The sequence below is a fragment of the Streptomyces sp. SID9727 genome (assembly GCF_010550605.1).
Taxonomy (GTDB): domain Bacteria; phylum Actinomycetota; class Actinomycetes; order Streptomycetales; family Streptomycetaceae; genus Streptomyces.
Genome location: NZ_JAAGNI010000312.1, coordinates 14029 through 27042 on the forward strand (window position 1 = coordinate 14029; position 13014 = coordinate 27042).

General features: G+C 74.0%; 11 protein-coding genes. 5 read left to right on the top strand and 6 right to left on the bottom strand.

Annotation, left to right across the window (positions count from 1 at the left end; translation table 11 throughout):
* Positions 1 to 2: 2 nt before the first annotated feature.
* A complete protein-coding gene (locus G3I41_RS21005; protein ID WP_164401938.1) occupies positions 3 to 992 on the top strand; it encodes an EamA family transporter in 990 nt (329 codons plus the stop codon).
* Here G3I41_RS21005 and G3I41_RS21010 read toward each other — a convergent pair.
* Complete coding sequence (locus tag G3I41_RS21010) at positions 989 to 1678, bottom strand: pyridoxamine 5'-phosphate oxidase family protein (protein WP_164401939.1); 690 nt, start codon at positions 1676 to 1678, stop codon at positions 989 to 991. The genes G3I41_RS21005 and G3I41_RS21010 overlap by 4 nt on opposite strands.
* Before the next feature lie 35 nt (positions 1679 to 1713).
* On the opposite strand from G3I41_RS21010, the gene G3I41_RS21015 reads away from it, so the two are divergent.
* Positions 1714 to 3045: an aminotransferase class I/II-fold pyridoxal phosphate-dependent enzyme gene (locus G3I41_RS21015; RefSeq protein WP_164401940.1), complete on the top strand. Its 1332-nt coding sequence runs from the start codon at positions 1714 to 1716 to the stop codon at positions 3043 to 3045.
* 72 nt (positions 3046 to 3117) lie between these two features.
* On the opposite strand, the gene G3I41_RS21020 is transcribed toward G3I41_RS21015, so the two are convergent.
* The gene (locus G3I41_RS21020) at positions 3118 to 4077 is read right to left on the bottom strand and encodes a DMT family transporter (RefSeq protein WP_203601422.1); all 960 of its coding nucleotides are present in this window, start codon (positions 4075 to 4077) and stop codon (positions 3118 to 3120) included.
* Positions 4078 to 4151: 74 nt separating this feature from the next.
* On the opposite strand from G3I41_RS21020, the gene G3I41_RS21025 reads away from it, so the two are divergent.
* Positions 4152 to 5066 carry a LysR family transcriptional regulator gene (locus tag G3I41_RS21025; protein ID WP_164401942.1) on the top strand — a complete coding sequence of 305 codons (915 nt, stop codon included), beginning with the start codon at positions 4152 to 4154 and terminating at the stop codon, positions 5064 to 5066.
* A gap of 55 nt (positions 5067 to 5121) precedes the next feature.
* Here the strand turns inward: G3I41_RS21025 and G3I41_RS21030 are convergent, their stop codons facing one another.
* From G3I41_RS21030 to G3I41_RS21040, 3 genes are all read right to left on the bottom strand, one after another.
* Positions 5122 to 7260 (bottom strand): prolyl oligopeptidase family serine peptidase, encoded by a 2139-nt coding sequence (locus G3I41_RS21030; protein WP_164401943.1) that lies wholly within the window; start codon positions 7258 to 7260, stop codon positions 5122 to 5124.
* A gap of 67 nt (positions 7261 to 7327) precedes the next feature.
* Positions 7328 to 8932, bottom strand: a complete 1605-nt coding sequence (locus G3I41_RS21035; protein ID WP_164401944.1) for an MDR family MFS transporter — start codon at positions 8930 to 8932, stop codon at positions 7328 to 7330.
* 102 nt (positions 8933 to 9034) lie between these two features.
* The gene (locus G3I41_RS21040) at positions 9035 to 9637 is read right to left on the bottom strand and encodes a TetR family transcriptional regulator (protein ID WP_164401945.1); all 603 of its coding nucleotides are present in this window, start codon (positions 9635 to 9637) and stop codon (positions 9035 to 9037) included.
* A gap of 151 nt (positions 9638 to 9788) precedes the next feature.
* Here G3I41_RS21040 and G3I41_RS21045 point away from each other — a divergent pair, with 151 nt between their 5' ends.
* On the top strand, positions 9789 to 10577 hold the full coding sequence (locus tag G3I41_RS21045) for a maleylpyruvate isomerase family mycothiol-dependent enzyme (protein ID WP_343242195.1): 789 nt from the start codon (positions 9789 to 9791) through the stop codon (positions 10575 to 10577).
* Between the two features lie 18 nt (positions 10578 to 10595).
* On the opposite strand, the gene G3I41_RS21050 is transcribed toward G3I41_RS21045, so the two are convergent.
* A complete protein-coding gene (locus G3I41_RS21050) occupies positions 10596 to 11558 on the bottom strand; it encodes a DUF6215 domain-containing protein (protein WP_164401946.1) in 963 nt (320 codons plus the stop codon).
* Between the two features lie 323 nt (positions 11559 to 11881).
* Here G3I41_RS21050 and G3I41_RS21055 point away from each other — a divergent pair, with 323 nt between their 5' ends.
* Complete coding sequence (locus G3I41_RS21055) at positions 11882 to 12988, top strand: aldose epimerase family protein (RefSeq protein ID WP_164401947.1); 1107 nt, start codon at positions 11882 to 11884, stop codon at positions 12986 to 12988.
* Positions 12989 to 13014: the final 26 nt, after the last annotated feature.

The window sequence follows — 13014 nt, forward strand, 5'->3', positions numbered from 1 at the left end:
CGATGCACGCGTCTCAGGGGAGAAGCGCCGGCCTGGGACTCGCCCTCGCCTCGGCCTTCGCATTCGGCGGTTCCGGAGTGGCGGCCAAGCCGCTGATCGAGGCGGGACTCGACCCGCTCCACGTGGTCTGGCTGCGGGTCGCGGGCGCCGCGCTCGTCATGCTGCCGGTGGCCTGGCGCCACCGGGCGCTGGTGCGCAGCCGCCCCGTGCTCCTGCTCGGCTTCGGACTGCTCGCCGTCGCGGGCGTGCAAGCCTGCTACTTCGCCGCCATCTCCCGGATCCCGGTGGGTGTCGCGCTGCTGGTGGAGTACCTGGCCCCGGCGCTCGTCCTCGGGTGGGTGCGCTTCGTGCAGCGACGGCCGGTCACGCGGGCGGCGGCCCTCGGGGTCGTTCTCGCGGTCGGTGGTCTCGCCTGCGTGGTCGAGGTGTGGGCCGGACTCGGCTTCGACGCGGTCGGGCTGCTCCTCGCGCTCGGCGCGGCCTGCTGCCAGGTCGGCTACTTCGTCCTCTCCGACCAGGGCGGCGGGGAGGCGTCCCCGGGCGGGGGCGAGCCCCCGCACCCGGTCGGCGTCATCGCGTACGGACTGCTCATCGGCGCCCTCGTGCTCACCGTCATCGCCCGTCCCTGGGGCATGGACTGGCCGGTGCTCGGCGGCGACACGGTCATGGACGGCGCCGCGGTGCCGGCCTGGCTGCTGCTCGTCTGGATCGTGCTGCTGGCCACCGTCATCGCGTACGTCACCGGGGTGATCTCCGTGCGCCTGCTGTCACCGGCCGTCGCGGGCGTCGTCGCCTGCCTGGAAGCGGTCATCGCGACCGTGCTCGCCTGGGTGCTCCTCGGCGAGCACCTGGCCGCCCCACAGCTGATCGGCGGCGCGCTCGTCCTGGCCGGCGCCCTCATCGCGCAGTCGGCCGCGCCCCGGCCGCCCTCCGGGCCGGTGGCCTCGGGGGCTCCGGACGTCACCGGGCAACGCGCCGACGCCCGTCTCTAGGACAGGTACGCCGGCACGCCGATCGACGGGTCCAGGTCGTCCGCGGGGACCGGGATGCCGCAGGCCGGTGCGACGGGGACGACACCGGCCCAGTACGGCAGGCCGACGTCCCGCGGGTCGTCGTTCGGGCCGCCCGTACGGATCTTGGCGGAGACCTCCCGCAGGTCCAGCCGGATGACCGCGGTGGCGGCCAGTTCCTTGCCGTCGGCCGGCCGCGAGTCCTTCGAGCGCCCCGGCACCGCCTGGTCCACGATCGCGTCCAGGGCGACGCGCCGCTCCTCCGGGTCGGTCACCTGGTACGCCGTCCCGTGCACGACCACCGAGCGGTAGTTGAGCGAGTGGTGGAAGGCCGAACGGGCCAGCACCAGGCCGTCGACATGGGTCACCGTCAGGCACACGGGCAGCCCCTCGTCGCCGCTCCCGGCGGCCCGCAGCGGCCGCGAGCCGGTCGAGCCGTGCACGTACAGCCGCTCGCCGACCCGGCCGAAGAGCGTCGGCAGCACGACCGGTGCGCCGTCGCGCACGAAGCCGAGGTGGCAGAGGTAGGCGGCGTCGAGTATCGAGTGGACCGTCTCCCGGTCGTACGCGGCGCGGTCCCGCGACCGGGTGGGGACGGTGCGGTCCGTCGGCTCGTAGCCGGACGAGGCGTCCGGGGGCGTGGTCTGCGGGGCAGCGGTCTCCGGCATTGCGGTCTCCATTGCACTAGTGCATACTGTTGTTTGTGCTAGGAGAGTATCGGATCAGTGGGCGGCGTGCGCAGGAAATCGCCGCCAGCGTCGAACGCGGGGTCGCTTCGGGCGAGCTGCCGCCGGGTCATGTGCTGCCTCCCATGCGGGAGCTGGCGGCCCGGCTGGAGGTGAATCCCAACACCGTCGCGGCGGCCTACCGCACCCTGCGCGAGCGCGGGGTGATCGAGACCGCCGGGCGCCGGGGCAGCCGGGTCAGGCCGCGCCCCGCGAGCACCGCGCGCGGTTCGATGCGGGTCGAGGCGCCGCCGGGTGTACGGGACCTGGGCGACGGCAGCCCCGATCCGGCGCTGCTCCCGCGTCTGGGCGAGGCGTTCGCGTCCGTCGCCGAGGCGTATGCGCGCGAGCCCGGGCTGTACGGGGAGGCGGCCGTGGACCCGGAGTTCGCCGCACTCGCGCGTGCCGCGATGGACGCCGACGGGGTGCCGGCCGGGCCGGTGGCCGCCGCGTCCGGCTCGCTGGACGCGATCGAGCGGGTGCTCTCCGCCCACCTCAGGCCGGGCGACCGGGTCGCGGTCGAGGACCCCGGCTGGGGCGGGCTCCTGGACCTGGTGCCCGCACTCGGCATGCGGCCCGTGCCGATGGCGCTGGACGAGGACGGGCCGTTGCCGGATGAGCTCGAAGCGGCGCTCCAGGCGGGTGCCCGGGCCGTCGTGATCACGGACCGGGCGCAGAACCCGACCGGGGCCACGGTCTCCGCGGACCGGGCGGGGCGGTTGCGGGCGGTCCTCGCCCGGCACCCGGACGTCCTGCTCGTCGAGGACGACCACGGCCACGCCATCGTGGACCAGCCGCTGCACCCGCTGGCCGGGGCCACGGGCCGGTGGGCGTTCGTCCGCTCGGTGGCCAAGGCGTACGGGCCGGACCTGCGGGTCGCGGTGCTGACCGGGGACGCGGTCACGATCGACCGCGTGGCCGGCCGCCAGCGGCTCGGGCCCGGCTGGGTCAGCCGGTTGCTGCAGCGGACCGTGGTGCACCTCTGGAGCGCCGGCGCCGTGGACTCGCGCGCGGTGGCCCGGTCCTACGCCCGCCGCCGGGACGCCCTCGTCCGCGCGCTGGCGGAGCGCGGTGTGCTGGCGTACGGCCGCAGCGGGATGAACGTCTGGGTGCCGGTGAGCGACGAGACGGGCGCGGTGGCCCGGCTGTTGCAGGCGGGCTGGGCGGTGGCGCCCGGGGCCAGGTTCCGTATCGCCGCGCCCCAGGCGGTCCGGATCACCGTCTCCCCGCTCACCGACGCCGACATCGGACCGCTGGCCGACGCGGTGGCACGGGCGGCGGGACCGGCGAGGCCGCTGAGTTACGGATGAGGCACCGGCGTCATGGGTGCGGCCCCGGCGCCATGGTGCGGCGCCGGCTTCACGGGTGCGGCCGCCGGTCCCTCAGGTGCGTCGACGGCTCTGGGTGAGCGCGGCTCCGGCCAGGACGACGAGCGCGCCGACGGGGGTGTTCCAGCTCAGCTGTTCGCCGAGCACGGCCACACCGGCCGCCGTGGCGATGACCGGGATGAAGTAGGTGACCATCTGCGCGGTGGTCGGCCCCACCTCGTTCACCAGGCCGTACTGGAGCAGCACCGCCAGTCCCGTCCCCAGCGCCCCGAGCGCGACGACGGCCAGCGTGGGCAGGACGGGAAAGCCGTCGGGGACGGTGGTGAACAGCGGGGTGACGACCGCGAGTTGCACGGTTCCCAGGAAGAGCTGGCTGCCGGTGAGGGCGAGGGTCGACGCGCCGCTGCCGGCCAGCGTCCGGCGGACGTAGATCCAGCCGACCGGGTAGCTCAGCGAGGCCAGGAGGGCCATCGCGGTGCCGCTGAAGTCCAGGCCGGAGAAACCCTGCCAGGCGCCCAGCACCGTCAGGACACCGAGGAAGCCGAGGCCGAGACCGGCGACGCGGCGGCGGGTCGGCCGGTCCTCCGAGAGGGCGACGAGCGACAGTGCCATGCCCCACAGCGGCGAGGTCGCGTTGCAGATGCCCGCCAGCGTCGACGGGATGGACAGCTCGGCGTAGGCGAACAGGGAGAACGGCAGGGCGTTCAGGAAGAAGGCCGCCACCGCCAGATGGCCCCAGGTCCGGGCGGACCGCGGCAGCCGCTCCCGCTTCACCGCCATGACCACCGCCAGGACCGCCGTGCCCGACAGGAGCCGCCCCAGGGTCACCTGGAACGGGGCGTAGGCGTCGGTCCCCACCTTGATCAGGAGGAAGCTGAAGCCCCAGATCAGTGAGAGCGCCGCGAAGCGCAGCCGCCAGTCCAGGGCCGGCCGCCGGGCGGGGGCGTCCGGCGGCTCGGGGAGTACGGCGGGGGAGGGCTCGGAGGTGGCTCTCGGTGTGGTCGGGGCGCTCATGGTGACAACGATCGCCGCCCCCACCTCGTAGCACAAGTGAGATTTTATGCACTGCTTCACGTAGCATCGCTTACATGTTGAACCTGGAGCGCCTGCGCACCCTGGACGCCCTGGCCAGGCTCGGTTCGGTCAGCGCCGCCGCCGAAGGGCTGCACGTCACGACGTCGGCCGTTTCGCAGCAGATGGCGAAGCTGGAGCGCGAGGTCGGCCAGCAGCTCCTCGCCAGGAACGGGCGCGGGGTGCGTCTCACCGACGCGGGCCGCCTGCTGGCCGGCCACGCGGCCCGCATCCTCTCGCAGGTCGAGCTGGCGCAGTCCGACATCGAGGCCCAGCGCGGTGAGGTCGTGGGGGAGATCCGGCTCGGCGCGTTCCCCACGGCCGCGCGCGGCCTCTTCCCCTCGACGCTGCTCGCCCTCCGCTCCGGCCATCCCGAACTGCGGGTGCGCACCCTCGAACTGGAGCCGGAGGCCGGCATCCGGGCGGTGCTCAGGGGCGACATCGATCTCGCGGTGGTCCTGGACTGGAGCAACAAGCGGCTCCCGGTGCCCGGTGGACTGACCCGGGCGGAACTGCTGGACGACGCCCCGGACATCGCGATGCCGGCGAGCCACCCGCTCGCCGGCCGCACCGAAGTGGACCTGGAGGACTTCGCGGACGACGACTGGGTGTCCTGGCCCGAGGGCGAATTCTGTTACGACTGGCTGATGTTCACGCTCCGCTCCAAGGGCATCGAACCGCGCATCGCCCACCTCGCGGGTGAACACCACACCCAACTCGCGCTGATCGCCGCCGGGATGGGCGTGTGCGTGGCGCCCCGGCTGGGGCGGGGGCCCGTGCCCGACGGGGTACGGCTGGTGCCGGTGCGGCAGCGGATGCGCCGCCATGTCCACGCCGTGTGGCGGACGGACGCGGACCGGCGGCCCTCGGTCCGCGCGGCGGTCGCGGCGCTGCGCGAGGCGGGGCGGGAGCTGGACGACCCCATGGGATGAGCTGGACGACCCCGTGGGCGGGGCTGGACGACCCCCTGGGGTGAACGGCGTGCCGTCAGACCCGCAGCGCGTTCCGCAGGAAGTCCCGCTCCAGCCGCAGCAGCCCGCTCGCCGTGCGGTACCCGCTCACCAGGTGACCGGCCCCGGACAGCGGCAGCACCGTGTGCGGACGGCCCGCGGCCAGCAGGGCCGTGGAGAGGCGCAGGGTGTGCGCCACGGTGACGTTGTCGTCGCCGAGCCCGTGCACCAGCATCAGCGGCCGGGTCAGCGTCGCGGCCTCCGCCAGCAGGGAACTGCGGTCGTAGTTCTCCGGCAGCACGTCCGGGTGGCCCAGGAAGCGCTCCTCCCAGTGGGTGTCGTAGAGCCGCCGGTCCGCCGGGGCCGCGCCCGCCACCGCAGCGTGGAAGACCTCCGGATGCCGGAGCACCGCCGCTGCCGCGAGGTACCCGCTGAACGACCAGCCGCGCATCGCCACCCGGGTCAGGTCCAGCTCGGGGCGGTCGGCGGCCACCGCGTGCAGGGCGTCGATCTGGTCCTCCAGCACGGCCGTCAGCCGGTCGCCGTGCACCGACTTCTCCCATGCCTCGCCGCGCCCCGGCGTGCCCCGCCCGTCCGTGACGAGGACCGCGAACCCCTGCTCCGCGAACCACTGGGCGACCGCCGTCCACCACGCCCGCACCTTCAGCACGATCTGCATGCCGTGGCCGGCGTACGGGCTCAGCAGCACCGGCAGCGGCCCGTCACCCGGCGCGTGCCAGGACGGCAGGTGGAGGCGGCTGCGCAGACCCCGCGCGCCCGGGCTCAGCGCCAGGGGGCGCGGGGTGACGAGCGGTTCCTCGGCCAGGACGGCGATCCGGCCCGTCGCCGCGCCGTCCCGCAGCACGGTCACCGTATGGCCGTCCGGGGTCCGGCTGTCGAGGACCACCACCGGTCCTCCGACGGCTGCGGTGTGCACGCCGGGGGCGCCGGACACCCGGGCCAGGTCTCCGGCCGTGCCGCACGACCAGACGTGGACCTCGGTGGGCTCGTCGCCGCCCGTGAAGTACACCCGTCCGTCCACCGTGCCGAGTACCTCGCGCACCTCCAGGCCCGGGGGCGTCGGGGCACCGCCGATGTCCAGGCCCTGGGTGTCGCCGCCGGGACGCGCGGGCACGACGAGCGCGCCGGACGGCAGGCGCAGCGGGGTGCCCGGACGCAGGGCGACCCAGGCGGGATCGTGGGCGCGGTGCAGGGTCCTGGTGGCGCCGGTCGCCTCGTCCACCGCCAGGACGTGAACGGACCGCTGGTCCCTGGTCTGCACGGAGGCCAGGGGACCCCGGTCGTCCCAGCCCGCCGCCACCACGTACTCGAACGCCCGGTCCGTCCAGGCGCCTTCGGGGTGCCCGCCGCCCGCCTCGCCGGGGAGCCGGACGGCGGTGCGCTCGCCGGACAGCCGCACGAGGTGCAGCGAGACCTTCGCGTTGGGGGTGCCGGCGGTCGGGTACGCCAGCTCGCGGGGCGGGCGCTCGGGGTGCGCGGGGTCGGTGAGGTAGCGGCGCCGGACGCCGGTGGTGTCGGTGCGGGCGACCAGGAGGGCGTCCCCGCGGGGGGACCACCAGTAGCCGCGCGTACGGCCGATGGACTCCTGTGACACGTGGTCGGACAGGCCGTACGTGATGAGGTCGCCGTCGGGTCCGGCGAGCGCGCGGTCGCCGGTGCCGTCCGCCCGTACCGTGCGCAGCGCGCCGCCGGAGACGTACGCGACCAGCGAGCCGTCGGGGGAGGGGCGGGGGTCCACGGCGGGCCCGGCGGTCGGCAGGCGGCGGGGGGCGGAGCCGTCCGTGGCGACGAGCCAGAGGGCGCCCGCGAGGGCGAAGACCGCCAGACGCACCGAGGCGTCGGTGGCGTACGAGACGACGCCGGACGAGGTCTCGTGGGCGCGTTCGCGCCGGTCCCGTTCCTCCGGCGGGACCTCGCCGGGGGCCTCTGCCGCGAAGCCCGGCCCGAGCGGGTCGGCGAGCAGCCGCTCCGTGCCGTCCTCGTGCAGCCAGAGCCGGCTCACCGGGTCGACGCCCGACGTGCCCCGGACGAACAGGATCCGCTCACCGTCCGGGGAGACGCTGAACTGCCGGGGCACGCCCAGCGAGAAGCGGCGGGTGCGGGCGAACTGCTCGGGAAAGGCGTCGGCCGCGCGGCTGTCGGGGGGAAGCGTCATCTCGACACCATGACAGGCGGCGCGGCCGGCGAGCCGTCCGGGGCCGCCGGGCCCCGGACGGCCGCGATCAGTGCGCGGCGGGGGCGGCGGGCTGGGACGCCGCCGCGGTCTCCTCCGCCAGGCGCTCCATGCCGCTCTGGGTGCGCAGCGGCTTCTCCTTGATGAAGAGCACCGCGACGAGCGCCAGGAACGCGAAGGGGGCGCCGATGAGGAAGACGTCGGCGGTGGCGACGCCGTACGCGTTCTCCACGATGACACGGGCCGGCTCAGGCAGCTTGCTGAGCTCGGGGACACCGCCGCCGGTCCCGCCGCCGGCCGCCCCGCCGAAGCCCTTCTCCAGCTCCTGGGTGACCCGGTGGCCGAGGACCGCGCCCAGGGCGCTCGTCCCGATGGCGCCGCCGAGGCTGCGGAAGAACGACAGGACCGAGGTGGCCGCACCGAGTTCGGAGGCGGGCACGTCGTTCTGGGCGGCCAGCACGAGGTTCTGCATCAGCATGCCGACGCCGACCCCGAGGACGACCATGTAGACGCTGAGCAGACCGAACGAGGAGTCCGCGCCGATCGTGGAGAGCAGGCCCATGCCCGCGGTCATGATGATGCCGCCCGCGATGAGGAAGCCCTTCCACTTGCCCCGGGCGGAGATGATCTGCCCGGCCACGGTGGTCGAGATCATCAGACCGAGGATCATCGGCAGGCTCATCAGGCCCGCGGTCGTCGGGGACTTGCCCAGCGAGATCTGGAAGTACTGCGAGAGGAACACCGTGCCGCCGAACATGGCGACACCGACCAGCAGGCTCGCCACCGTCGTCAGTGCCACGGTGCGGTTGCGGAAGATGCCCAGCGGGATGATCGGTTCCGCCACCCGGGACTCGACCCACACCGCGGTGGCGAGCAGGACCACGCCGGCGGAGACGAGCGCGGCGGTCTGCCAGGACGCCCAGTCGAAGCGGTTGCCCGCGAGGGTCACCCACAGCAGCAGCGAGCTGACACCGCTCATGATGAGGACGGCACCCACGTAGTCGATCTTCACCTCGCGGCGGATCGTCGGCAGCTTCAGGGTCAGCTGGAGCAGCACGATCGCGAGCAGCGCGAACGGCACCCCGATGAAGAAGCACCAGCGCCAGCCCAGCCACGAGGTGTCCACCAGGACCCCGCCGATCAGCGGACCCGCGACCGTGCCGACGGCGAAGACCGCACCGAAGATGCCGGAGTAGCGGCCGAGTTCACGCGGCGGGATGATCGCCGCCATCACGACCTGGGCGAGGGCGGTGAGACCGCCCGCGCCGATGCCCTGGACGACACGGCTGACGATGAGCAGCCCGACGCTGTGCGAGAAGCCGGCGACGAGCGAGCCGACGACGAACATCGACAGCGAGAGCTGGATGAGCAGCTTCTTGTCGTACAGGTCGGAGAGCTTGCCCCAGATCGGCACGGTCGCCGTCATGGCGAGGAGTTCGGCCGTGACCACCCAGGTGTACGAGGACTGGGTGCCGTGCAGGTCGGCGATGATCCGGGGCAGGGCGTTGGAGACGACCGTGGAGGCCAGGATGGCGACGAACATGCCGGCCATCAGGCCCGACATGGCCTGGAGTATCTGGCGGCGCGTCATGCCTGACGCGGCCCCCTCGGTCGGACCGGCGGCGCCGGTTTCGGGTGTGACGGCAGCGGTCATCGGCTGACGTTCCTCATTCTCTGGTGACTGGCTCCGCGCCCAGTGGCGCGGCGCGGAGGGTGGTGCGGTGGGTGACGGGTGGGCCGGCGCGCGCCGTGCGGCTCAGCCCTTCAGACCGGCGGCCAGTGAGGCGAACGCCTCGCGGTACAGGCTCTGGAAGGTACGGGTTCGGCCCGTGGCCACCCAGACCTCGACCGCCGCGCGCACCGCGGCCAGGGCCACGTGCGCGAGGAGCCGGGGGTGGAGGTCGGTCTCGGGGTCCTGGCCGAGGCGTTCGGCGACGACGGCGACCATGGCGTTCTCGTCGGCGCCCCGGGCGGCCAGGAAGTTGGGGAGGAGGGCCGGGCTCTTCCTCAGCACCTCCAGCTGGAGCTCCCAGCGCTCGTGGTCCTCCTCGATGGAGGCGAGCTCCTGGGCGATGGCCTCGCTGAGGGCTTCGAGCGCGGTCAGGTGCCCGGGAGCGTTGAGGACGGCCCGGCGGGTCCGCTCGGCGTTCTCCTGGACGGGGCGCGTGATCGCGTCCTCCAGGCACGGGAAGTAGTTGAAGAACGTGCGCACGGAGACCCCGACGGCGTCCGTGACCGCTTCGACGGTCACGTGCTCGAAGCCCCGTTCGGCGGCCATGCGCAGGGCCACGCCCGCCAGGGCGTCACGCGTGGCGCGCTTCTTGCGTTCCCGCAGCCCCAGGGGAGGATCGTCGCTCATGAAGATGCATGCTATGCAATTTTGCAGGCTGGGCAAAATTTTATAGAGGGTGGGCAGGTGTGTGTGCGGGGCGGGGCGGGCAGGCGGGCGCACGGGGGCGGGGCGCGGAAATCGGTGGCCGGTGGGCGGATCCCGGTGATAGGCAGTCCCGGTGACCCCATCCCATGACTTCACCGGTCTGCTGCGGCTCATCGACGAGCGGTCGGCGGCCTTCCGCGCCGCGATCGCCTCCGCACCCGGTTTCGACGCCGCCGTGCCGGGTTGCCCCGGCTGGAATCTGTACGACCTCGCCCAGCACCTGGGCGGTGGTGACCGCTACTGGGCCGACATCGTCAAGGCCGGCCCCGCCGCCGCCCCGCCCGCCGAGGCCCTGGCCGCCCGCGCCGCCCTGGTCCCGCCGCGCGAGCCGGACGCACTCGTGGCCTGGCTCGCCGAGTCCACGGAACTCCTGCTCGACACGCTCCGGGAAGCGGGTCCGGAGCGGGGCTGCTGGACCTGGTGGGGGCCGGCCCTGACGCCGCAGAACGCCGGGGGAGTCGCCCGCCACCGGGTCCAGGAGAGCGCGGTGCACACGTACGACGCCCAGAGCGCGCAGGGCGTGCCGGAGCCGCTGCCGGAGGAGGTGGGGCTCGACGGTGTGGAGGAGTTCCTGTTCACCTGCGTCGCGACGCCGAGCGCCTGGCCGCATCCGCCGGCGGTCTTCGACTTCCACGCCTTCGAGGGCCTCTCCTGGCGCCTCGTCGTCGACGGCGACGGGGCCCGCCCCGCCCGTATCCCCGCGCCCGCCGTCGAGGGCGTCGGCACCGCAGGGGTGGCCGTCCGGGGCCCGGCCGGTGACCTGGTCCTCCACCTGTACAACCGCATTCCGGCGGAAGCCCTGCGCATCGCCGGGGACGGGAAGCTGCTCGACCTGCTGCGGGACTGGGAACCGGAGGTGTAGCGGCGGCGCCGCCCCGGCTCAGCCGGGTTCCCCCGGGAGCGTCGGGAGGATCTTCTCCACGATGCCGAGGATGACGCCGTCCTCGGGCAGGACGGCCCCGGACGCGCTCCACACGGTGAAGTCGAACGAGCCGCCCGGGTCCTCGCGGTCGAGGGCCACCGTCAGCGTCCTGGCCAGGGGACCTTCCGTGGCGGGCCCGCCGGACGCGTCGCCCCCGATGCGGAACCGCATGAGGTGGTCCGAGGTGAAGACCGCGGGCCGGCCGAGGACCTTGTGCGTCGTGTGGTCCAGCGTCTGGGGCGCCAGCACCTTCGCGTACTGGGCGACCGTCAGATGGTTGTACGTGGCGGAGAGTTCCACGGTGTACGTGGGGAACTGGACCCGGGCCTCCGGCTCGGCGACCTTGTCGGCGGTCAGGGACGCGGTGCCGCTGTTGCCGTACGCCACCGTCGGCTGCTCGCCGGGCGTTCCCAGGAGGTCCGCCAGGTCGGACCGGTTGAGCGCCTTGCACAGATCGTCGCCGGTGACCGCGCCCGGCGTCAGGGCGTACGCCTTCGGCAGCCGCTTCCCGGGCTCGTCGTCGGAGCAGGTGGCGGGCTTCCGGGCGGTGGCGGTGCCGTCCCCCGTGACGCGGGGGGCCAGCCACACCGCGCCCACGAGGGCCCCGACCAGGGCCAGGGCCACGAAGACCTGCGCCCAGGCGTTGGGCTCCTTCTGCTTCGGTGCCGCCGGCCCGGCGGCGGGGCGCTGCTGCGCCGGGGCGCGCCCGGCCTCCTCGCGGGCGCGCCAGGCGTGGGTCACCGTGCGGATGCGGTACGCGGTGACGAGGAGGAGAGCCGCACCGAGCCCCGCCATGATCCACCGGGACTCGGCTTCGACGACGGCGTTGAACACCATGCCCGCGCCGAAGAGGGATCCGAGGAGGATCAACAGGGGTTCGCGCACCCAGAAGGGCAGAACGCGGAGGATGAGACCGAGCATCCGGTGATCTCATCAGGAGGCGATCATCCATGCTGTGGCGGAGGCCACAATTCCGGGCTGGTTCGGACGGTCCCGCTCGCCCGGGCCGTACGCGGAGGGGCGGGTTCCGCGACCGCCCGGGAGGCCGCCGCCTGCCACGCCGGCCGGTGCCCGCCGGGCGCGTGGCGGCGGAGCCCTCGCGTGGCGGCGACGAGCCGCCGCAGATGGCGGTGCCCGCCCTGCCGTCGCACATTGTTATCGCTCACCTTGCAGGCGCGTTCGCATCCGTCATAATGCCTGGCGAAGGGTTGAGGCAGCTTGAGTGAGCGCTCACAATGCTAGGTGTGTATCAGTCCGAGAGAACTCCTCCGACCTCCTCCGCGGCCCTCTTCGCCGGAGGCCCACCCGTCTGCCGCCCCGACGCGTACTCCGGGCAGCGCTGGACCTTCGGCTTCCCCGGCCGGCTCGTGGCGGAGGTGCACACGCGTGGTGCCCGCCTCCACGGCCTGTGGGTGCCGGACCGGAACGGCGACATGGCCGACGTCGTCCTGGCGCCCGCCGACCCGGCCCTGACAGCCACCGCCGCCCGGTACTTCGGCGCCACCGTAGGCCGCTACGCCAATCGCATCGCGCACGGCCGCTTCACCCTGGACGGCACGCCCCACCGGCTGACGACCCAGGAGAACGGCCACTGCCTGCACGGCGGGACGGACGGGTTCGACCACCGGGTCTGGGAAGCCGAAAGCGTGCACACCCCCGAGCGGACCGGGGTGCTCCTGCGCCTCCGCAGCCCCGACGGCGACCAGGGCTTCCCCGGGAACCTGGACGTCACGGTCTCCATGCTCATCGACCGGGACGGCGACCTCACCTTCTCCTACGCGGCGGCCACCGACGCCGCCACCCCGGTCAACCTGACCAACCACGCGTACTTCAACCTCGGAGGCGAGGGCGCGGGCGACATCCTCGGCCACGAACTGACCGTCGAGGCGGCCCACTTCACGCCCGTCGGACCGGACCTCATCCCGCGCGGCGACCATCTCCCCGTCACCGGAACACCGTTCGACCTGCGCCGGCCGCGCGTGATCGGCGAGGCACTGGCCTCCCCCGCTGGCCAACTCGCGGAGACGGGCGGCGGGTTCGACCACAACTTCGTACTGGAGGCGCTCCGGGACGACGCGCCGCGCACCGCCGCCGTCCTGTACGCCCCCGCCACGGGCCGCTCCCTGGAGGTGCTGACCACCGAACCCGGCCTCCAGGTCTACACCGGGGGACAGCTCGACGGATCCGTCGTCGGCAAGGGCGGCGCGCGCTACCGGGCCGGCGCCGGCATCGCCCTGGAGACGCAGCACTTCCCCGACTCGCCCAACCGGCCCGGCGACCCGTCCACCGTGCTGCGACCCGGTGACGCGTACCGGTCGAGGACGGTCCTGCGGTTCGGCACCAGGGGCTGAGGAGACGCGGCTGTGCCCGCCGGTTC

Coding starts and splice junctions, on each gene's coding strand:
- G3I41_RS21005 (WP_164401938.1), top strand. CDS start 3: ATGCACGCGTCTCAGGGGAGAAGCGCCGGCCTGGGACTCGCCCTCGCC.
- G3I41_RS21035 (WP_164401944.1), bottom strand. CDS start 8,932: ATGACCGCTGCCGTCACACCCGAAACCGGCGCCGCCGGTCCGACCGAG.
- G3I41_RS21040 (WP_164401945.1), bottom strand. CDS start 9,637: ATGAGCGACGATCCTCCCCTGGGGCTGCGGGAACGCAAGAAGCGCGCC.
- G3I41_RS21020 (WP_203601422.1), bottom strand. CDS start 4,077: ATGAGCGCCCCGACCACACCGAGAGCCACCTCCGAGCCCTCCCCCGCC.
- G3I41_RS21050 (WP_164401946.1), bottom strand. CDS start 11,558: ATGCTCGGTCTCATCCTCCGCGTTCTGCCCTTCTGGGTGCGCGAACCC.
- G3I41_RS21010 (WP_164401939.1), bottom strand. CDS start 1,678: ATGCCGGAGACCGCTGCCCCGCAGACCACGCCCCCGGACGCCTCGTCC.
- G3I41_RS21025 (WP_164401942.1), top strand. CDS start 4,152: ATGTTGAACCTGGAGCGCCTGCGCACCCTGGACGCCCTGGCCAGGCTC.
- G3I41_RS21030 (WP_164401943.1), bottom strand. CDS start 7,260: ATGACGCTTCCCCCCGACAGCCGCGCGGCCGACGCCTTTCCCGAGCAG.